General features: G+C 69.9%; 12 protein-coding genes. 4 read left to right on the forward strand and 8 right to left on the reverse strand.

All coding sequences use genetic code 11. From position 1 onward, the window contains the following. Positions 1-13: 13 nt before the first annotated feature. From glcF to B7P44_RS03750, 4 genes are all read right to left on the reverse strand, one after another. The gene (gene glcF / locus B7P44_RS03735; protein ID WP_084900806.1) at positions 14-1,240 is read right to left on the reverse strand and encodes a glycolate oxidase subunit GlcF; all 1,227 of its coding nucleotides are present in this window, start codon (positions 1,238-1,240) and stop codon (positions 14-16) included. A gap of 321 nt (positions 1,241-1,561) precedes the next feature. After that, a complete protein-coding gene (glcE, locus tag B7P44_RS03740; RefSeq protein WP_084900809.1) occupies positions 1,562-2,650 on the reverse strand; it encodes a glycolate oxidase subunit GlcE in 1,089 nt (362 codons plus the stop codon). 164 nt (positions 2,651-2,814) lie between these two features. Continuing rightward, the gene (locus B7P44_RS03745) at positions 2,815-4,305 is read right to left on the reverse strand and encodes an FAD-linked oxidase C-terminal domain-containing protein (RefSeq protein ID WP_084900812.1); all 1,491 of its coding nucleotides are present in this window, start codon (positions 4,303-4,305) and stop codon (positions 2,815-2,817) included. 22 nt (positions 4,306-4,327) lie between these two features. Next, the gene (locus B7P44_RS03750) at positions 4,328-5,746 is read right to left on the reverse strand and encodes an FAD-binding oxidoreductase (protein ID WP_084900814.1); all 1,419 of its coding nucleotides are present in this window, start codon (positions 5,744-5,746) and stop codon (positions 4,328-4,330) included. 263 nt (positions 5,747-6,009) lie between these two features. On the opposite strand from B7P44_RS03750, the gene B7P44_RS03755 reads away from it, so the two are divergent. Continuing rightward, positions 6,010-6,561: a cob(I)yrinic acid a,c-diamide adenosyltransferase gene (locus B7P44_RS03755; RefSeq protein ID WP_084900817.1), complete on the forward strand. Its 552-nt coding sequence runs from the start codon at positions 6,010-6,012 to the stop codon at positions 6,559-6,561. A 112-nt stretch (positions 6,562-6,673) separates the two neighbouring features. Next, positions 6,674-7,882 (forward strand): NO-inducible flavohemoprotein, encoded by a 1,209-nt coding sequence (hmpA, locus tag B7P44_RS03760; RefSeq protein ID WP_084900820.1) that lies wholly within the window; start codon positions 6,674-6,676, stop codon positions 7,880-7,882. Positions 7,883-7,977: 95 nt separating this feature from the next. Here the strand turns inward: hmpA and aroG are convergent, their stop codons facing one another. From aroG to B7P44_RS03785, 4 genes are all read right to left on the reverse strand, one after another. Beyond that, positions 7,978-9,051 (reverse strand): 3-deoxy-7-phosphoheptulonate synthase AroG, encoded by a 1,074-nt coding sequence (aroG, locus tag B7P44_RS03765; protein ID WP_084900823.1) that lies wholly within the window; start codon positions 9,049-9,051, stop codon positions 7,978-7,980. A 362-nt stretch (positions 9,052-9,413) separates the two neighbouring features. Beyond that, a complete protein-coding gene (tldD, locus tag B7P44_RS03775; RefSeq protein ID WP_084900826.1) occupies positions 9,414-10,880 on the reverse strand; it encodes a metalloprotease TldD in 1,467 nt (488 codons plus the stop codon). A gap of 110 nt (positions 10,881-10,990) precedes the next feature. After that, positions 10,991-11,818 carry a carbon-nitrogen hydrolase family protein gene (locus B7P44_RS03780; RefSeq protein ID WP_084900828.1) on the reverse strand — a complete coding sequence of 276 codons (828 nt, stop codon included), beginning with the start codon at positions 11,816-11,818 and terminating at the stop codon, positions 10,991-10,993. 42 nt (positions 11,819-11,860) lie between these two features. Continuing rightward, positions 11,861-16,060, reverse strand: a complete 4,200-nt coding sequence (locus tag B7P44_RS03785; RefSeq protein ID WP_084900831.1) for a YhdP family phospholipid transporter — start codon at positions 16,058-16,060, stop codon at positions 11,861-11,863. Positions 16,061-16,248: 188 nt separating this feature from the next. Between B7P44_RS03785 and glnE the strand changes: the two genes are divergently transcribed. After that, on the forward strand, positions 16,249-19,038 hold the full coding sequence (gene glnE / locus B7P44_RS03790) for a bifunctional [glutamate--ammonia ligase]-adenylyl-L-tyrosine phosphorylase/[glutamate--ammonia-ligase] adenylyltransferase (RefSeq protein WP_084906382.1): 2,790 nt from the start codon (positions 16,249-16,251) through the stop codon (positions 19,036-19,038). Positions 19,039-19,189: 151 nt separating this feature from the next. Further along, entirely contained in the window at positions 19,190-21,430 is a 2,241-nt protein-coding gene (locus tag B7P44_RS03795) for a carbohydrate-binding protein (RefSeq protein ID WP_231716647.1), read from the forward strand. Positions 21,431-21,449 lie beyond the last annotated feature (19 nt).

Below are 21,449 nucleotides of genomic sequence, written 5' to 3' on the forward strand. Positions count from 1 at the left end.
GACGCAGTGCCCGTTAGCCGTACAGCAGGTGCTCGACCAGCTGGACCCAGTGCGCGACCGGAATCGGCGTGCCGCTTTGCAGGTGCGCGATGCAGCCGACGTTCGCCGAGACGATCATCTGCGGCTCGAGCGCCTGCAGCTTCGCGAGCTTCTGCTTGCGCAGCTTGTACGACAGCGACGGCTGCGTCAGCGAATAGGTGCCGGCCGAGCCGCAGCACAGGTGGCTGTCGGCGGGCAGGCGCACGTCGATGCCGAGCGTCTCGAGCAGCCGCTCGACCTTGCCGCGCGACTGCTGGCCGTGCTGCAGCGTGCACGGCGGGTGGTAGGCGACGGTGTGGATCGAACGGCGCCGCGCGAGCGTCGCGAGCTCGGCCTCGAATGCGAGCAGCACGTCGGACACGTCGCGCGTCAGCGCGACGATGCGCTGCGCCTTCTCCGCGTACGCCGGGTCGTCGCGCAGCAGGTGCGCATATTCGAGCACCGTCGCGCCGCAGCCGGACGCGTTCATCACGATCGCCTCGACGCCCTGTTCGACATAGGGCCACCACGCGTCGATGTTGCGGCGCGCGTCGTCGAGCGCCTCGTCGTGATAGTTCAGGTGCAGCCGGATCGCGCCGCAGCAGCCGGCTTCCGGCGCGACGATGGTCTCGACGCCGAGCGCGTCGAGCACGCGCGCGGTCGCGATGTTGATGTTCGGCAGCATCGACGGCTGCACGCAGCCGGCCAGCATCAGCATCTTGCGGGGATGGGTGCGGTTCGGCCATTCGAGCAGTTTCGTGCGCGGCGGCACCTTGTCGCGCAGGCGCTTCGGCAGCAGCGGCCGCACATGCTGGCCGAGCCGCATCACCGGCGAGAACAGCGCGCTGTTCGGCACGAAGCTCGCGAGCGCGCGGCGCACGAGCCGCTGCGACAGCGGGCGCCGCACCTGCGCCTCGACGTGCTTGCGGCCGATCTCGACGAGGCGGCCGTACTGGACGCCGGACGGGCAGGTCGTCTCGCAGCTGCGGCACGTGAGGCAGCGGTCGAGGTGCTGCTGCGTGCTGCGCGTTACGGGCGCGCCTTCGACCATCTGCTTGATCAGGTAGATGCGCCCGCGCGGGCCGTCGAGCTCGTCGCCGAGCAGCTGGTAGGTCGGGCAGGTCGCGGTGCAAAACCCGCAATGCACGCACTTGCGCAGGATCGCGTCGGCTTCGTCGCCGTCGGGCGTATTGCGGATGAAATCGGCGAGGTTCGTCTGCATCGAGCTTTTAGGGTCTGTTTACATATGGAACGCACATGCGTTGCCACGAGAACGGCCGCTCGCGAGGCGCGCGACGCCGCGAATACCGACGTATCGCCAAGGAGCGCAACGCGGCGAGCGGCCGTTCTCGTGGCAACCCCAAATTAAAAAATTCATGTCATGGGAATGCCCGAAATCGCCCGTATGGCGGCGTCGCTCGTCGCTTGTCTGGCGCGGCCAAACGGGGCGCTCCTCACTTCTTGCCATACGCCCCGAAGGAAGTCCCCTTGGGGGACGAGCGATTTCGGGCATTCGCATGTGCGTTCCATATGTAAACAGACCCTAAAGATCGGGGTAGAGCCGGCCGCGGTTGAAGATGCGCGCCGGATCGAACGCCGCCTTCAGCCCGCGGTGGATTTTCATCAGCGGCGCGGCCAGCGGCGTGAACACGCCGGCGCTGCGGTCGTACGCTTCGCCCGCGCGGAACAGCGTTGCATGGCCGCCCGCCTGTTTCGCGCTCATGCGGACGGTCTGCGCATCGGCGTCGGTGATCCACCAGCGCTGCGCGCCGCCCCATTCCATCAGTTGCGTGCCCGGCAGATGCATCGGCTCGGTGATGCTCGGCAGCGACAGGCGCCACAGCGCGAAGCCCGGCGGAATGCCGTGGAAGAACGAATCGGTGTGTTCGCGCAGGCCGGCCCAGAAGCGCTCGGCCTCGACCGCGTCGACGACTTCGCCGCCGAGCAGCGTCTTCGCGGCCTTCACCGCGGCCTCGGCGCCGGACAGGCGCAGCACGAGGGTGCCGTTGCGCCATGCGCTCGCGCTGACGGGCAGCGGGTGGCCGCCCCATTCGTTGAGCTTGCGCACCGCATCGGTCGCGCTCATCTCGAACTTCAGGGTGATTTCGGCGACCGGCACCGGCAGCACCTTGATCGACAGCTCGAGCATCAGCCCGAGCGTGCCGAGCGAGCCGGCCATCAGCCGCGCCACGTCGTAGCCGGCGACGTTCTTCACGACCTGGCCGCCGAAGCGCAGCACTTCGCCGCGGCCGTTCATCAGTTCGACGCCCAGCACGAAGTCGCGCGGCGCGCCGCAGGTCGCGCGCCGCGGGCCGGCGAGCCCCGCCGCGACGCAGCCGCCGACCGTGGCCGCGCGGCCGAAATGCGGCGGCTCGAACGGCAGCATCTGGCCACGCTCGCCGAGGACGGCTTCGAGCTGCGCGAGCGGGGTGCCCGCGCGGACCGTGACGACGAGTTCGGCCGGGTCGTACGACACGATGCCTTGAAACGCGCGCGTGTCGAGTATCTCGCCCTCGAGCGCCTGGCCGTACCAGTCCTTGGTGCCGCCGCCGCGCAGGCGCAGCGGCCGGCCGTCGGCGCTGGCCGCGCGAACGCGCTCGGCCCATCCGGCGACGATGTCGTCCTCTTCCATGATCGGTTGTCGTCTCGTCTCGTGTCGTTGTCCGGTCGATTGTACCGGGGTCGCGCGAATGCACATCGCGACTATCCCTAAGCCGGGTTCCGGCGGCGCGCGGCCGCGCCGCCGGAACCGGACCGGTCCGGCTCAGGCGGCAGCGCGTGTGCCGCGTCGGCGGCTCAGAAGCGCGGCAGGTCGGGGTGCGGCAGCAGTCCGCCGCGGATGTGCTGGCGGCCGTATTCGGCACAGCGCGCGCGGGTCGGAATGCCCTTGTCGGGATTGAGCAGCCCCGGCGGATCGAACGCGCGCTTCACCGCGAAGAACGCATCGCGCTCCTGCGGCGAAAACTGCACGCACATCGAATTGAGCTTCTCGACACCGACACCGTGCTCGCCCGTCACGGTGCCGCCGAATTCGACGCAGCACTCGAGGATGTCCGCGCCGAACAGCTCGGCGCGGTGCAGCTCGTCCGGGTCGTTCGCGTTGTACAGGATCAGCGGATGCATGTTGCCGTCGCCCGCATGGAACACGTTGATGCAGCGCAGCCCGTAGCGCGCCTCCAGCTGCTCGATGCGGGCGAGCAGCGGCCCGATCGCGCGGCGCGGCACGGTGCCGTCCATGCAGTAATAGTCGGGGGAAATCCGCCCGGCGGCCGGAAACGCGTTCTTGCGGCCGGACCAGTAGCGCAGCCGCTCGCTTTCATTGCGCGACACCTGGATGCGCGTCGCGCCGTGCTCGCGCAGCACCGCCGTCATCCGGACGATCTCCTCGGCGACTTCCTCGGGCGTGCCGTCCGATTCGCACAGCAGGATCGCCTTCGCGTCGAGGTCGTAGCCCGCATGCGTGAACGTCTCGACCGCCTGCGTCGCCGGCCTGTCCATCATTTCGAGGCCGGCCGGGATGATCCCCGACGCGATGATCGCCGCGACCGCCTCGCCGCCCTTGATCACGTTGTCGAAGCTCGCCATCACGAGCTGCGCGGTCTGCGGCTTCGGGATCAGCCTCACCGTGACTTCGGTGATGATCGCGAACATGCCCTCGCTGCCGATCGTCACCGCGAGCAGGTCGAGGCCCGGCGTGTCGAGCGCGAGCGAGCCGAATTCGACGATCTCGCCGTCGATCGTCACCGCGCGCACGCGCATCACGTTGTGCACGGTCAGGCCGTACTTCAGGCAGTGCACGCCGCCGGAATTCTCCGCGACGTTGCCGCCGATCGTGCAGGCGATCTGCGACGACGGGTCGGGCGCGTAATAGAGGCCGTATGGCGCGGCCGCCTCGGAGATCGCGAGATTGCGCACGCCGGGCTGGACGGTCGCGGTGCGCGCGTACGGGTCGACCTCGACGATGCGCGTGAAGCGCGCGAGCGACAGCACGACGCCGAGCGCGATCGGCAGCGCGCCGCCCGACAGGCTCGTGCCCGCGCCGCGCGGCACGATCGGCACTTCCATGCGCCGGCAGATCTGCACGATGCGCTGCACCTGCGATTCCGTCTCGGGCAGCGCGACCGCGAGCGGCAGGCGCCGGTACGCGGACAGGCCGTCGCATTCGTATGGCGCGGTGTCTTCTTCGCGATACAGCAGGCAATGCGTCGGCAGCACGGCCATCAGCGCCTGCACGACTTCGCGCTGGCGCTGCGCGCGCATTTCGGCCGACAGTTCGGGTGCGTTCATGGGGGCTCCTGCGTGGTCGGACCTAGCACGTGAAGATTTTGCCGGGGTTCATCAGGTTGCGCGGGTCGAGCGCGAGCTTGATCGCGCGCATCGCGTCGATCGCGTCGTCGCCGTGCTCCTTCGGCAGGAAGCGCATCTTGTGCAGGCCGACGCCGTGCTCGCCCGTGCAGGTGCCGCCCATGCGCAGCGCCCGCTCGACGATCCGGTCATTGATGCGCTCCGCTTCGTCCAGCTCCTCGGGGCGGTCGGGATCGATCAGGATAGCGACGTGGAAATTGCCGTCGCCGACATGGCCGACGATCGGGCACGGCAGCGACGACGCGCGCAGGTCGGTCTCGGTTTCCTCGACGCACGCGGCGAGCTGCGAGATCGGCACGCAGACGTCGGTCGTCACCGCGCGGCAGCCGGGCTTCAGCTGCAGCATCGCGAAGAACGCGTTGTGCCGCGCGGCCCAGAGCCGGCTGCGGTCTTCGGGCCGGGTCGCCCATTCGAAGCCCTGGCCGTGGTTCTGGCCGGCGAGCGCTTCGACCAGTTCGGCCTGTTCCTTGACGCCGGCCTCGGTGCCGTGGAATTCGAAGAACAGCGTCGGCGCCTCGGCGAGCGTCAGGTTCGAATGGCGGTTGATCGAGCGGATGGCGAGCGCATCGACGAATTCGACGCGGGCGATCGGCACGCCGATCTGGATCGTCTCGATCACGGTGCGCACCGCGTCGCCCATCGACGGGAACGTGCAGGTCGCGGCCGATACGGCTTCCGGCAGCGGATGCAGGCGCAGCGTGATTTCGGTGATCACGCCGAGCGTGCCTTCGGAGCCGACGAACAGGCGCGTGAGGTCGTAGCCGGCCGACGACTTGCGCGCGCGCGAGCCGGTCTTCACGACGCGGCCGTCGGCGAGCACCGCGGTCAGGCCGAGCACGTTCTCGCGCATCGTGCCGTAGCGCACGGCGTTGGTGCCGGACGCGCGGGTCGCGGTCATGCCGCCGATGCTGGCGTCGGCGCCGGGATCGATCGGGAAGAACAGGCCCGTGTCGCGCAGCGCCTCATTGAGCGCCTTGCGCGTGATGCCGGGCTCGACGGTCACGGTCAGGTCTTCCGCGTTGATCGACAGCACGCGGTTCATTTCGGACAGGTCGAGCGACACGCCGCCGCGCACCGCGAGCAGGTGGCCTTCGAGCGACGAGCCCGCGCCGTACGGGATCAGCGGCACGCCGTAGAGCGCGCAGAGCGCGACGACCTGCCGGACGTCGTCGGCGCTGTGCGCGAACACGACCGCGTCGGGCAACTGCGGGTCGAACGGCGATTCGTCGCGGCCGTGATGCGCGCGCACCGCGTCGGCCGTCGACACGCGTTCGCCGAACGCGGCGCGCAGCGTATCGAGCAAGGCGGGGGGCAGGGGGCGGCGCGTTCCGGTCGGTGGGGCCGGCGGGGCGGGGTGATTCACGCAAGTCTCCTCTCGATCAGCATGGGCGCTGCGGCACCGGGTGCGGTCCCATGCAACGCGGCGAGCGCCTCGGCACCGACTCCGATCCCGCGTTTTGCGCCTGGTCCCGTGCAAGGTCCGACAGCTTGCCGGGCGGTACCGCGGCGGGGCGGTTTGCTTTCATTCTACGCTGGAACACTTGCTGCGAGCCGAGCGGCGGGCTGCGATAATCGGCTTGCAATGCAACCCGGGCCGCGCCGCGGCCGAGCACGAAAGGACTTCGCATGGGCAACCGCTTGAGCAAGATCGCCACGCGCACCGGCGACGACGGCACCACCGGCCTGGGAGACGGACGGCGCGTTGGCAAGGACGACGTGCGGATCGCCGCGATCGGCGACGTCGACGAACTGAATTCGACCATCGGTGTGCTGCTCGCCGAAACGCTGCCCGACGACGTGCGCGCGGCGCTCGTCACGATCCAGCATGACCTGTTCGACCTGGGCGGCGAGCTGTGCATCCCGGGCCACACGGTGCTCGGCGAAGCGCATCTCGCGCGCCTCGACCAGTGGCTCGCCGACTACAACGCGACGCTGCCGCCGCTTAAGGAGTTCATCCTGCCCGGCGGTTCGCGCGGGGCAGCGCTCGCGCACGTGTGCCGGACCGTGTGCCGGCGTGCGGAGCGCGCGATCGTCGCGCTCGGCCGCGTCGAAACGCTGCAGGAGACGCCGCGCCGGTACGTGAACCGGCTGTCTGACCTGCTGTTCGTGCTGGCGCGCGTGCTGAACCGCGCGGACGGCGGCGCGGACGTGCTGTGGGAGCGCGGCCGGGCGACGTGAAGGGCGCGGGGCCCGGACATCCGGACCCCAATTAATGCGCTGCGACAATTTGTCCAAGCCGGCGCGAGATTTTAAAGATGTATCGTATAGGCATGTTTAACGGAGAACGAACATGACCCACATCACCGCCGACCAGATGGCCCGAGTGAAAGCCACTGCCCCCGTCCTTGCCGTGCACGGCGCGACGATCACGAAGCATTTCTACGGGCGCATGTTCGCGCGTCACCCCGAGCTGAAGAACCTGTTCAACCAGACGCACCAGAAGACCGGCAGCCAGCCCGAGACGCTCGCGAAGGCGGTCTACGCGTATGCGGCGAACATCGACAATCTGGGGGCGCTGGGTGGTGCGGTGTCGCACATCGCGCACAAGCATGCGAGCCTGAACATCCGTCCCGAGCATTACCCGATCGTCGGCGAGAACCTGCTCGCGTCGATCGTCGAAGTGCTCGGCGACGCGGTCGATGCGGACACGCTCGAAGCGTGGCGCGTCGCGTACGGCCAGCTCGCGCAGATCCTGATCGGCGCCGAGGCGGACCTGTATGCGGGCGCGGCGTGGAGCGGCTTCCGTCCGTTCAAGGTCGCGCGCAAGGTGCGCGAGAGCGACGAGATCACGTCGTTCTACCTGACGCCGGCCGACGGCGGTCAGGCGCCGAAGTTCGAGCCCGGCCAGTACGTGACGGTGAAGCGCTTCGTCGGCGACCTGGGCGTCGATCAGCCGCGTCAGTACAGCCTGTCCGACGCGCCGCACGGCAAGTGGCTGCGCATTTCGGTGAAGCGCGAAGCGGGCCAGGCCGAGGCGATCCCGGCGGGCAAGGTGTCGACGCTGATGCACGACGGCGTCGAGGAGGGCGCGATCGTCGAGGTGACCGCGCCGATGGGCGAGTTCTCGCTGAAGCGCGACGTGCAGACGCCGGTCGTGCTGATCTCCGGCGGCGTCGGCCTGACGCCGATGGTGTCGATGGCGTCGACGCTGGTCGCGGAAGGCAGCCCGCGCGAAGTGCGCTTCATCCATGCATGCCGTTCGGGCGCGGTGCACGCGTTCCGCGACTGGCTCAACGACACGGTGCGCGAGCACGCGAACGTCAAGCGGACCGTGCTGTACGAACTGGTCGGGCCGAACGACCGCGCGGGCGTCGATCACGATCTCGAAGGGCGGCTGACGCCGGAGCGCGTGAAGCAATATGCGCTGGTGCCGGACGCCGACTATTACATCTGCGGCCCGATCGCGTTCATGAAGGCGCAACGCGATGCGCTCGTCGCGCTGGGCATCGCGCCGGAACGCGTGAATACCGAGATTTTCGGCTCGGGCGCGCTCGAGTGATGCATTGAAGTTTCTCCCCCAAAGAACGGAAAAAGCCCGGCCTGTGCCGGGCTTTTTTTCGCAGCGAGCGAGCGGGCGGCGGGCGCCGCCCGGGATCAGTTCCCGCTGCCGCGCGCGACGCGCCGCGCCTTGACGGATTCCGCGAGGCCTTCGAGCACCTTGACGCTGTCCTCCCAGGCGATGCACGCATCGGTGATGCTCTGGCCGTAGGTCAGCGGGCAGCCTTCCTTCAGGTCCTGGCGGCCTTCGACGAGGTGCGACTCGACCATCACGCCGACGATGCGCTCGTCGCCCGCCGCGATCTGGTGGCCGATGTCCGCGCACACCGGAATCTGGTTCTCGTGCTTCTTCGAGCTGTTCGCGTGGCTCGCGTCGATCATCAGGCGCGCGGCGAGGCCGGCCTTGCCGATGTCCGCGCACGCGGCGTTCACGCTTTCCGCGTCGTAGTTCGGCGTCTTGCCGCCGCGCAGGATCACGTGGCAATCCTCATTGCCGGCCGTCGACACGATCGCCGAGTGGCCGCCCTTCGTCACCGACAGGAAATGGTGCGGCTGCGACGCGGCCTTGATCGCGTCGACCGCGATTTTCACGTTGCCGTCGGTGCCGTTCTTGAAGCCGACCGGGCAAGACAGCCCCGACGCCAGTTCGCGGTGCACCTGCGATTCGGTCGTGCGCGCGCCGATCGCGCCCCACGAGATCAGGTCCGCAATGTACTGCGGGCTGATCATGTCGAGGTATTCGGTCGCGGCCGGCAGCCCCATCTCGTTGATGTGCAGCAGCAGCTCGCGCGCGGTGCGCAGTCCTTCGTTGATCTTGAAGCTGTTGTCGAGGTGCGGATCGTTGATGAGCCCCTTCCAGCCGACCGTCGTGCGCGGCTTCTCGAAGTACACGCGCATCACGATTTCCAGCTCGTTCCTGAAGCGCTCGCGCTCCTTCACCAGCCGCCCCGCGTACTCCAGCGCCGCCTTCGTGTCGTGGATCGAGCACGGCCCGATCACGACGATCAGCCGGTCGTCCATCCCGTGCAGGATCCGGTGCATCGACTGCCGCGAGTTGTAGATCAGCTCGGACGCGGTTTCGGAGCACGCGAACTCGCGGATCAGGTGGGCGGGCGGCGTCAGCTCCTTGAGTTCACGAATGCGGACATCGTCGGTATTGTGCGGGGGCATGCTGTTTCTCCTTGATAGGGCTAGCCGTTCGGTCAGTGCGCGTGCGGCAAATTCATCAGTTCGGGCAATTCAGTCGTTTCGGCAGGCGAAGGGCGAAAAAAAACCGCCGGGTTCGCCGGCGGTTTTTCGGGAATTTTGGTTGCGCTTTACGCGCCATCAACCCTCTCGATCCGCCAGCGGTCTGAGATGCCAAAAAAAGTAAAAGTAAAACTTGGCGGACATGGCGGAAAGTCGTTGCGTCAAAAAAGTTGATTCGGAATTTATACCCGGTCGCCGGGCGGCTGGCAACCGGGGTCCGACGAAAATGCGGACATTCCGCGCGTTTTTCACAAAATGCGCGGAATGTCTGCGCGGCGATGCGGTTATGCCGTGCCGCCGACCGTCATCTTGTCGATCCGGAGGGTCGGCTGGCCGACGCCGACCGGCACGCTCTGGCCTTCCTTGCCGCACACGCCGACGCCGGTGTCGAGCGACATGTCGTTGCCGATCATGCTCACGTACTTAAGCGACTCCGGGCCGCTGCCGATCAGCGTCGCGCCCTTGACCGGGTACGTGACCTTGCCGTTCTCGATCATGTAAGCCTCGGACGCCGAGAACACGAACTTGCCGTTCGTGATGTCGACCTGGCCGCCGCCGAAGTTCACCGCGTACAGGCCGTTCTTCACCGACGCGATGATTTCCTGCGGGTCCTTGTCGCCGTTCAGCATGTAGGTGTTGGTCATGCGCGGCATCGGCAGCGCCGCATACGACTCGCGCCGCGCGTTGCCAGTGACGGGCATCTTCATCAGGCGCGCGTTCAGCGTGTCCTGGATATAGCCCTTCAGGATGCCGTCCTCGATCAGCGTCGTGCACTGCGTCGGGTTGCCTTCGTCGTCGATGTTGAGCGATCCGCGGCGGTTCGGCAGCGTGCCGTCGTCGACGACGGTCACGCCCTTTGCGGCGACCTGCTCGCCGATCCGGCCAGCGAACGCCGACGAACCCTTGCGGTTGAAGTCGCCCTCGAGACCGTGGCCGATCGCCTCGTGCAGCAGCACGCCCGGCCAGCCCGGCCCGAGCACGACCGTCATCGCGCCGGCCGGCGCCGGGCGCGCATCGAGGTTCACGAGCGCCGCGTGCACCGCGTCGTCGACGTAGCGCGACAGCACGTCGTCGGTGAAGTAGCCGTAGTCGAAGCGGCCGCCGCCGCCGCCGGTGCCGATCTCGCGGCGGCCGTTCTGCTCGGCGATCACCGTCACCGACACGCGCACCAGCGGGCGGATGTCCGCCGCGAGCGCGCCGTCGCTGCGCGCGACGAGCACGACGTCGTATTCGCCCGCGAGGCCCGCCATCACCTGCGTGATGCGCGGGTCGCGGCCGCGCGCCATCTGCTCGATGCGCTCGAGCAGCTTGACCTTGGCCGTGGCGTCGAGCGACGTGAGCGGGTCGGACGGCAGGTACAGGTCGCGGCCCGAGATGCCCTTCAGCGACGTGGCCGCCTTGACCTTCTGCCGGCCGCCGCCCGCGGCCGCAATCGCCTTGGTGGCCGCGGCCGCCTGGGCGATCGCCTCGGGCGACAGGTCGTCGGAATACGCGAACGCGGTGCGGTCGCCCGCGACCGCGCGCACGCCGACGCCTTGGTCGATGCTGAAGCTGCCCGATTTGACGATGCCTTCCTCGAGGCTCCACGCTTCGCTGCGGGTCGCCTGGAAGTACAGGTCCGCGTAGTCGACGCGATGCGTGAAGATGTCGGCGATCGTGCGCGTCAGGAGGCTCTCGTCGAGGCCGTAGGGCGTGAGCAGGATGTCCTTCGCCAGCGCCAGGTTGCGGATGCCGGGTTCGATGATGTTCATGCGGGTATCGGGGTTTCTCAAAAAAGTGTCGGGTGCTTATCGGGTGCGGATAGGGGGCAGATGGTTCGCGCGGGCCGGGGTTTCAAGGGGGCAGGCCGGTGAGGGCGGCGTCAGCCGAGCACGCGGTGCCGCCACGCGGGCAGGCTTTGGCGCACGTCCGCGATGCGTTGCGGGTCGAGCGTGCCGATCACGACGCTCGCGCCTTCGTCGCGCACCCGGACGATTTCGCCCCATGGGTCGACCAGCATGCTGTGGCCCCAGGTGCGCCGGCCGCTCTCGTGCCTGCCGCCCTGCGCGGCCGCGAGCACGTAGCACTGGTTCTCGACCGCCCGCGCGCGCAGCAGCGTTTCCCAGTGCGCGCGGCCGGTGGTGTAGGTGAACGCCGACGGCACGACGACCAGCGCGCAGTCGCCCATCTTGCGGTACAGCTCCGGAAAGCGCAGATCGTAACAGACCGACAGCCCGACGCGGCCGAACGGCGCGTCGAACGTGACGACCGTGTCGCCCGGGCGGATCGTGCGCGCCTCGTCGAACGACTCGGCGCCCTTCTCGAAGTTGAACAGGTGGATCTTGTCGTAGCGGGCCGCCTCGGTTCCGGACGGATCGAACACGAGCGTCGTGTTCAGCACGCGGCTCGCCTCCGGCGCCTTCAGCGGCAGCGTGCCGCCGATCACCCAGATGCCGTGGCGGCGCGCGGCGTCGGCGAGGAACTGCTGGATCGGGCCATCGCGGTAGGTCTCGGCGAGCGCGAGCTTGTCGGTGTCCTGATGCCCCATGAAGCAGAAATACTCGGGCAGCAGCACGAGCTGCGCGCCTTCGCCGGCCGCCTCCGCGATCAGGCGGCGCGCCTCGGCGAGATTGCGCGCGACGTCCGGCGTGCTCACCATCTGCAGCGCGGCAACCCGGACGGGTGTGGCGGAAAGGGCGGGGTCGGTCATCGCGGGATGGGTTGCGTCATAAATGGGGTGCGGCCCGTGGGCTCAGGGGGGCGACGTGCCGGCCGCGTCGTGATTCATCTTACCCTGATCGCCCCGCACCCGCTCGATGTGCGGATGCGCCCACGAGCCGTTGATCGCGTAGTCGATCGCGAACGCGCGCGACAGCGTCTCCGACAGCGCGTAGTTCGCGGCCAGCACGCCGACGCCGAGCAGCGGGTTGATGATCGCGGCCGCGATCGCCGCCGTGCCGGCGCCGATCTTCGGCGCGACGTGCGCGCGCAGGTCCTGCGTTTCCGCGCCGAGGTCGACCGAGCCCTTCAGCGTGACCTTCGCGGGCGACGTCGTCATCTCGAAATCGTCGGTGCGCGCGATGCCGTTGGTGATCTGCCCGGTGCCGGTGATCTTCTCGAACGGCAGCCCCTTGCCGACGACCTCGCGGAAATTGAGCGTCAGGAAGCGCGCGAGGCTCTGCAGGCTCAGCACGCCGAGCAGCTTCGCCGCGCCCGGATCGACCTTCAGGATCTCGCCGTGCTCGAGGTCGAGCGCGAGATGGCCGTTGAGCGACGGGTAGTCGAGCGCCGTCGGCCCGCCGCGCCAGCCGACCTTGCCGGTCAGCGTGCCGTGGCCGTCCCCGACGGTGCGGGGCAGGCCGACGCGGTCGAGCAGCGCGCCGGCATTGCCGATGTCGAGCTTGAAGTCGAACACCGTGCGGCGCGGCGCGTCGGCTTCGTCGACGCCGCGCGCGAGCGCCCGGCGCGACGTGCGCCAGTTGCCGGTCGCGGTGAGCTTCGCCGCCGGGTTCGACAGCTCCAGCTTGTCGAGCTGCCAGACCGGCACGCCGTCTTCCTCGACGTTGCGCGCATTGACGACCAGCCGGCCGATGTCGTGGCCGCGCTCGACGACCTGGTCGACGACCAGGTCGATCGACGGGATCGCGCGGTCGGCCGGCGTCGGCAGGTTCATTGCGCGGCCGACGAGGTCCTGCTCGGCGCTTTGCGGAATCACGAGCTTCGCGAGCCGCGCGTTCAGCACGCCCGCGCCGTTGTTGCCGCCGCCCGGCGCCCACGACAGGTAGCCGGAAACCTGGTTCGACGCGATGTTCGCCTGCCACAGCTCGTCGACGTGCGACGCGCCGACGATCACGTTTTCCCAGTTGCGCTTGAGCAGCTTCAGCGTGCCGAAATGGAACGCGAAGCGCTTCGGCGCGAAGCTCGCGAGATCGATGCGCTCGGCCGCCTGCGGCTCCGCTGCGCGCTGCGGGCCGCGCAGCGTGTGCGCGAGCGCGAGCCACGCGTCGGCGTCCAGCTCGCCGACGTCGACGGCCGCGCTCACGCCTTCCTGCGGCACGTCGGGCATCCGGTGGATCCCCATCGCGCCGCGCACCGCGCGCAGCGGCTGGCCGGGCGTCGCGTCGAGCACGTAGGTCGCGGCGATCGGGCCGAGCGTCAGGTCGGCGCGCTCGAGGCGCCGCGCGTCAGTCGGCGGCGCCGCCTGCTGCAGCGTGAAGCTGAACGGCATCGGCGTGCCCGCGGGTTTCGCGAACGGTGCCGGGAAGTTCAGCGCGACGCCCGTCAGGTCCGAGCGGGCCGTGACGTCGGGCAGGCGGCCCGGCGCGCCGCGCACGGCGATCCGGTACGGCGCGTCGCCGACCACGTGCTCGAGCAGTGCGGCCGCGGGGCCGTGCAGGTTCAGGCCGCGCGCGGCGTCGAGCGCGAGCCGGCCGTCGACGTCGACCGTGTACGGGCCGTGCGACGTCAGGCTGCCGTTCGCGCGCACCGGGCCGCCGAGGAAGCGGGCGGAGAGGTTGTCGAGCGTTGCGCCGGACTGCGTGAAACGCACGCTGCCGCGCAGCGCGGACAGCGGCGGCACGCCGTCGGTCGACAGCGTGTTGCCGCCGAACGCGAGCGAGCCTTCGACGTTCGTGTGCTGGTGCGCGATCCGCTGCGGGATCGTCAGCTTGAGCGCGAGCGTCGCGGGCCCTTGCGCGTCGATCCGTTCGCCGACGTGGCCGCTCAGGCTCCCGAGCGTGCTGTTGTTCGCATAGTCGATCAGGTCGGCAAGCGGGCCGTGCGCGTCGCCTTCGATCACGAGCGGCGACGTGAGCGGGTGGCCGAGGTCGTCGATCCGGCCGCGGACCTTCGTCAGCGCGACCTGCTTGTAGGACGCGCGCGCGATGTCGAAGCGCAGCTTGTTCTGCTCGAGCGCGAACACGCCGTCGATGCCGGTGAGCGCGGGCCATACGCTCTGCGTGCCGTTCGCGAGCTTGTGCGGCGGGAACGGCGTCGGCTCGAACTGGCCGCCGGTGAACGGCGCGACGATGCGGAACACGCCGCCGCTCGGGTCGTGCTCGTACGGGAAGGTCTCGAGCGGGCCGCGCGCGACGATTGACGCGCCCTTGGTGACCTGTCCCGCCTGCAGCGCGTGGCCGAGATACTGGCGCAGGTGCTCGGCCATGCCGGTCGGCAGGTAGCGCGGGATGCGGGCGACCGCGGCGCGTGCGAACTCGGCGCGCAGGTCGAGCGCGCCGCGGCCGTGGCCCGGGTTCGTGTAGCTGCCCGACACCGCGATCTCGGCGTCCGGGTTCGACACGAGCAGGTCGGGCACCGTCACGTCGACGCGCGCGTGCTTCTCGCCCGGCGCCGGCGTGACGACCCATTTCGCGTTGCCGCGCAGCCGGTCGAACGTGAGGCGCGGCTCGTCGAACTCGCCGGGCACCGTGACCGCGGCGTTGACCGTGTCGAAATGCGCGACGCCGCCCGCCTCGGTCGCGTCGACGCGGCCCCACAGATTTTCGATCCCGGGCCAGCCGGCGCGCGGATGGCCGTGCGCGGACAGGCCGGGCGGCGGCTCCTGCGCGGCGAAGCTGATGCCTTGCAGGTCGCCGAGGAAGCGATAGCGGACGACCGGCGCGGCGCCGGTGCGCTTCTCTTCTTCGGCGAGCTCGGCCTTTGCCGGCTTCGCGCGCTCGACCTCGATGTGATAGTTCGACACCATCCCGCGCGGGTCGATCCGCACGAGTTCGTTGCGCAGGTGGGCCGGCAGCGGCAGCCCGCGGATGAATTCGCTGAGGATGCCGAGATCGACGCGGTCGCCGGCCACGCTGATCAGCTGCCCCTGGCTCGCGGACGGCACCCGGTAGCGCGCGGTGAGCGTCGCCATGCCGAGCGAGCGGGCGAGCGGCGTGCCGTCCGGCAGCGGCGGCTGGCCCAGCTCCGCGTGAAAGCGCGACAGGTGCAGCGTGTAGTCGTGGCCGGGGTCCATCGTCATGTCCCAGCCGAAGCGGGCGATCGGCACGTCGAGCCGCGGCTGCGTCGGCCGCACGCGCAGCGCGACGTCCGCGCCCCGCAGGTTGCCGCCCGCCGAGCGCAGGCGGCCGTCGCGGAAGGTCGCCCAGATCGCGTTGTCGATCTGGCCCGCGTGCATCGTGAACGGCATGTTCAGGTAGCGGGCGAGGGTCGGCAGGTCGACGGGGCCGGTCGACAGGTACGCGTCGCCGGTCCAGTTCGCCGGCTTGCCGATCGGCCCGAGCGCCTTGTGCGTGAAGCGCGCGCGGAAATCCAGCGGGCCGCGCAGCAGCGTGCCGTTCGCGGGCGCCTGCAGCGCCGCCTTGTGGACGCGGCCGTCGTTGAGCACCGCGAGCCGGATTCCGGACAGCGCGAGCTCCGGCGCGTCGTGCCGCGCGTCGCGCCAGCGCAGCGTGCCGCCGCGCAGCACGATCGCCTCCTGCTTGAGGAGCCAGGTGCTGAACGTATCGTTGCCGCCGTGGGTGGTCGGCACGCCGACCCCCGCGATGAACAGCGCGCCGTCCGCGGTGCGCTCGACGACCAGGTCCGGCTGGTCGACGATCAGGCTCGACAGCGCGGGCTTCAGTCGCAACATCGACATCCACGACAGCGCGGCGGTGGCGTGCGGCACCGACAGCGCGACCCGGCCGTCATGGCCGCGGATCGTCAGCCCGGCGACCTCGACGCCCGGCTGCATGCCGGACCAATGGGGGGAAAGCTTGCCGATCGAAAGCTGCGCGTGGAGCTTGGCGGAGACGAAACGCTCGATGTCCGGGCGGTAGTTGTCGATGCGGGGCAGCAGCACATAGCGCAGCCCGAGGAATGCGCCCGACGCGACGAAGTAGGTGCCGAGCCCGACTGCCAGCGTCACCTTGAACACACGACGCAATACCGGATGATCGTGCTTCGGAGGTCCCGCTTCGGGCACTGCTACGGCGGATTCCTGACTGTCGGACATGCGGCGGACGGGCGGCGGTGTGGTAGTTTGCGAACTGACGTTGAAATGTATCACACGGGTCCGTGCCGGCGGCCGTTGCGGCGGCGCGGCACGGGCTTCCCGGCGCGCGATCGTGCGCCTGCCGCGCGCGCGGCAGCGCGTGCACGTTCCTTTTTATCGCCCGATCCTTGCGCAAGGCCCGCATCTCGATGACCGACGCTTCAGCCCTGATCAGCACGTCCTATTCCCACTATCTGGCGCGCGCGGTCGCGGCGCGCCCCGCGCTCGCCGGCCGGATCGCCGCGTGGGCGGCCGCGCCCGTGTCCCGCGCGCAGCTCGAAACGCGGCTCGACGAGCTGCTCGCGGCGCCCGCCGGGGCGGCCGCGCCCACCGAGGACCAGTTCAAGAAGGCGCTCCGCCAGCTGCGCGCCGAGGTGTTCGGCGCGGTCGCCGAGCGCGACCTGCGCGGGCTGGCCGACGTGGCCGAGGTCACGGGCGCGATGACCGATCTCGCCGAGGTGGCCGTGCAGCGCGCGCTCGCGCTGCTGTCGGCCGAGCTCGACGCGCTGTACGGCGAGCCGCGCGGCGCGGACGGCCAGCGCGTCGTGCTCGGCGTGGTCGGGATGGGCAAGCTGGGCGGGCGCGAACTGAACGTGTCGTCCGACATCGACCTGATCTTCGTCTACGAGGACGACGGCGAGACGGCGGGCGGCGCTCGCGCGGCGCTGTCGACGCAGGAATATTTCACGCGGCTCGGCCGCCGCCTGATCGGCGTGCTGTCCGAAGTAACGGCCGACGGCTACGTGTTCCGCGTCGACATGCGGCTGCGCCCGAACGGCGATTCCGGGCCGCTCGTCTGCAGCCTCGGGATGCTCGAGGAGTACTTCTACGTGCAGGGGCGCGAGTGGGAGCGCTACGCATGGATCAAGGGCCGGCTCGTGTCGGAAGGGGAGAGCGATGCGGCCCGGCGGCTCGCCACGCAGCTCGACGCGATCGTCAAGCCGTTCGTCTACCGGCGCTACCTCGATTTCGGCGTGATCGGCGCGATCCGCTCGCTGCACCAGCAGATCCGCCAGGAGGCAGCGCGCCGCGCGTCGATGCGGCCGGACAAGGCCGACGACATCAAGCTCGGGCGCGGCGGGATCCGCGAGATCGAATTCAGCGCGCAGGTGTTCCAGCTGATCCGCGGGGGCCAGGACGCGGGGTTCCGCGTGCGGCCGACGCTCGCCGTGCTGCGCCATGCGCAGGCGCGCGGGCTGATCGGCGACGACGTCGAGGCGCGGCTCGCCGACGCTTACCAGTTCCTGCGTACGCTCGAGCACCGGCTGCAATACCGCAACGACGCGCAGACCCACGCGATGCCGGTCGACGCCGACGAGCGCGCGGCGCTGGCGGCGTCGCTCGGCCTGGCCGACTATGCGGCGCTGATGACGGTGCTGGACGGCCACCGGACGTTCGTCGAGGCGCAGTTCGACCAGATCTTCGCGGACAAGGTCAACGGCGGGCCGTGCGGGGCCGCCGACGACAGCGCGGCGGCCTGGATCTGGAGCGGCGCGCTCGCCGACGACGGCGCGGACGATACGCTGGCGGCCCGTCTGGAAAGCCTCGGCTTCGGTGATCCGCAGGCGGTGCTGACGCGCCTGCGCGCGGTCTGGCAGTCGTCGCGCTACACGGGCCTGGGGGAAAAGAGCCGCCAGCGCTTCGACAGCGTCGCGCAGCGCGCGCTCGAGGCGGCGCCGCGGATCGACGCCGCGCACCGCGACGACACGATCGTGCGGCTGTTCGACCTGCTCGAGACGGTCAGCCGGCGCGGCGTCTACCTCGCGCTGCTGACCGAGTACCCGGCGGCGCTCGATCGCGTGCTGTCGGTGCTTGGCGCGACGCGCTGGGGCGGCGGCTACCTGATCCGGCACCCGCAACTGCTCGACGAGCTGCTCGACGACGAGGCGATCGCGAGCCCGTTCGACTGGCCCGCGTTCAAGAACGCGCTGCGCGCGCGGCTCGCGGCGGCCGACGGCCCCGAGCAGCAGATGGACCTGCTGCGCCACGCGCAGCACGCGGAGGTGTTCCGCATCCTGCTGATCGATCTCGCGGGGCAACTGTCGGTCGAGCACATCAGCGACCGCCTGTCCGAGCTGGCCGACGCGGTGCTCGACGTGACGATCGAGATCGTCTGGTCGCAGCTCGCGAAGCGCCACCGCGACGTGCCGCAGTTTGCGGTGATCGCGTACGGCAAGCTGGGCGGCAAGGAGCTCGGCTACGCGTCGGATCTCGACCTGATTTTCCTGTACGACGACCCGGACGAGCGCGCGGCGGACGTCTACACGACCTTCACGCGTCGGCTGATCACATGGCTGACGACGGCGACCGGCGCGGGCGCGCTGTTCGACATCGACCTGCGGCTGCGGCCGAACGGCGAGGCCGGGCTGCTCGTCACCGATCTCGACGCGTTCCGCCGCTACCAGCTGCGCGAGGGCGATGCGGCGAACACCGCGTGGGTCTGGGAGCACCAGGCGCTGACGCGGGCGCGCTACAGCGCGGGCGATGCGCAGATCGGCGCGGCGTTCGAGGCGATCCGCCAGCAGGTGCTGACGATGCCGCGCGACGCGACCGTGCTCGCGAAGGAAATCGTCGACATGCGCGACAAGGTGTTCGCCGGCCATCCGAACCACGGCGAGCTGTTCGACCTGAAGCACGACCGCGGCGGGATGGTGGACATCGAGTTCATCGTCCAGTACTGGGTGCTGCTGCATGCGTCGCGCGATCCGGAGCTGATTCGCAATACCGGCAACATCGCGCTGCTGCGCGAGGTCGCGCGCTTCGGGCTGATGAGCGAGGCGGAAGCCGAGCGCGTCGGCGCGGCCTATCGGACATACCGGAAGCTGCAGCACAAGCTGCGGCTCGACGGGATGGAGAAGGCGCGGGTCGATCCGGCGATGGTCGCCGACGAGCGGGCGGCGGTGACGGCGCTGTGGGAGCGGGTGTTCGGCGGCGCGTGACGGGCGGCGCGTGCGGGGGCGACTGCCGGGGGCGGCCGGTCCCGCTGTGTTGAGAATCGTTTGAGATTGTTTGAGCGGAATCGCCGGCATCGAAAGAATGCGGGCTTTCCGTTCAACCGGCGCCGTGCGCCCTCAACGAGCCCGTACCATCTTGAATCCGATTCGTCTTGCCTTTGCCACGACGGCGCTGTCTGCGGCCGCCGCTGGATTGTTTTCCGCTTCCGCCGGCGCTGCCGAGCCGGCTTCCACGTCACTCAAGAACCTGTCGCGGGGCGATGGCCAGTGCCTGGCCTGGCAGCCGGCCGACAACGCGGCGGTGTTTGCCGCGTGCGACGGCAGTGCCGCGCAGGACTGGACCTTCGAGCCGCGCGACGGCTTCCAGCGCATCGTCAACACCGGCGCGAGCGCCGTGCACGGCACGAAGATGTGCCTGCACGCGGCCGCGGGCGATACCGGCATGGGGCGCGTGGCGGTCGGCGTGTGCAGCGAAGGCGACCAGACGATGCGCGACTGGCGGGCGGACCGCGGCCTCGACGGCCAGGTGGTGTTCGGCAACCGGTACCGGACCAACACTGGCCGGCCCGCCGAGGTGCTGGCCCCGCGCGACGGCGGAGCCGGCGTCGCGACGCAGAACGTGCGCGGCCAGCCGTCGTCGGTCTGGAACTCGGCCGCGTCGATTGCGCCGTCGCAGCGCCCGCTGCTCGGCGACAAGTCCGTGCTGGTGATGGTGACGCACTTCAACGACTCGAAGCCGGCCGACAGCGAGGTCGTGCGCAAGGCGGTGTTCGGCGACGGCGACGACTATTCGTCGCTGCGGCGCTATCTCGAGGTTGCGTCGCGCGGCAAGCTGACACTGCACGGACAGACGCTCGACAGCGTCAATCTCGGGGACCGGCCCGCCACCTGCGATTCGGGCACGATCCGCGCGGCCGCGCGCAACGCGGCGCTCGCCCGTGGCGTGAACCCGGACAAGTTCAACTACCTGTTCGTCGACCTGCCGAAAATGAGCAACTGCAACTGGGGCGGTCTCGCCGCGACGCCAGGCAACTGGATCCTGTCGAACGCGAGCGGCCACGGCTACTGGATGTGGTCGCACGAGTTCGGTCACAACCTCGGTGCGAAGCATCCGGGCTCGCTCGTCGACTGCCCGACGCCGGGCGGCACGGTCGAGGTCGGCGGCGCGTGCCGCGCCGGCAAGATCGATGATCCGTCCGACACGATGGGCGGCGGCGGCCGGCGCCTGTATCCGGCGAGCTATCAGTTGTTCGCCGGCTGGCTGGGCGAGGCCGACGTGCCCGAGATCAAGGGCGACGGCCCCTACCGGCTCGCGCCGCTATGGGGCGATGCGCCGGGCGCGAAGGCTTACCGCATCGCGCGCGCCGACGGTTCGACGCTGTGGCTCGAGTTCCGTCAGCCGCAGCGCGGCTTCGACGACTGGAAGTCGGACGATCCGTTCGTCAACGGCGTGATCGTGCGAACCGTCGCATACGGTGGCAATGTGCTGACGAACACGCTGGTCGATTCGACACCCGGCAGCGCGACGGGCATGAAGGACGCGCCGCTGATGCCCGGCAACGCGCTGCACGACACGCTGGCGGGCAAGATCGTCACCGTCAAGTCGGTCGGGCCGGACGGTGCCGTGGTCGAGGTGAAGAACGACGGCCTGCTGCTGCCGCAGGCCGTGGTCACCGGGCCGCAGCAGGCGGCCGCGGGCGCGGCGGTCGTGCTGTCGGGCGCATCGTCGGCCGGCGAGCAATTGCGCTACGCGTGGGCGCCGCCGGCCGGCATCGACGCGAAGCCGAACGGCGCGGAATTGCGCTTTGTCGCGCCGTCGCTCGAGCAGGACCGCGATTACGCGTTCGCGCTGACCGTGATCAACGACAAGGGCTATACGTCGCAGGCGACCCACGTCGTCAAGGTGAAGGCGCAGGAGATCGTCGCCCCGCCGCGCGCCGCGATCAGCGGGCCGGCGTCGGTCGACGGCGGCGCGGCCGTCACGCTGTCCGGCGCATCGTCGACGGGCAAGGGGCTGACGTATGCGTGGACCGGGCCGGCCGGCGTATCGATCGTCCAGAACGGCGCGGCCGCGAGGTTCGCCGCGCCGAAGGCGAGCGACGAGCGCCGCCTTGCGTTCAAGCTGGTGGTGACCGACGCACTGGGCCGCAAGGCTGAGGCGACCCACGGCGTGACCGTGCGCGCATCCGCGGGCGAGGGCGCGGTCGCATGGGATCCGAAGAAGACGTACGCAACGCCGTGCCACGAGGTCAGCCATGCCGGCAAGACCTGGCTCAACGGTTGGTGGGTGCTCGGCGACGTGCCGGGTACGGGCGGCGAGTGGGCGGCATGGCGCGAGAAGGGTGTCGCGAACATGCATGCGGTGTGCAAGGGCTAACAGCCGCGGCCGTGATGCG

The organism is Burkholderia ubonensis subsp. mesacidophila, assembly GCF_002097715.1.
GTDB lineage: Bacteria > Pseudomonadota > Gammaproteobacteria > Burkholderiales > Burkholderiaceae > Burkholderia > Burkholderia mesacidophila.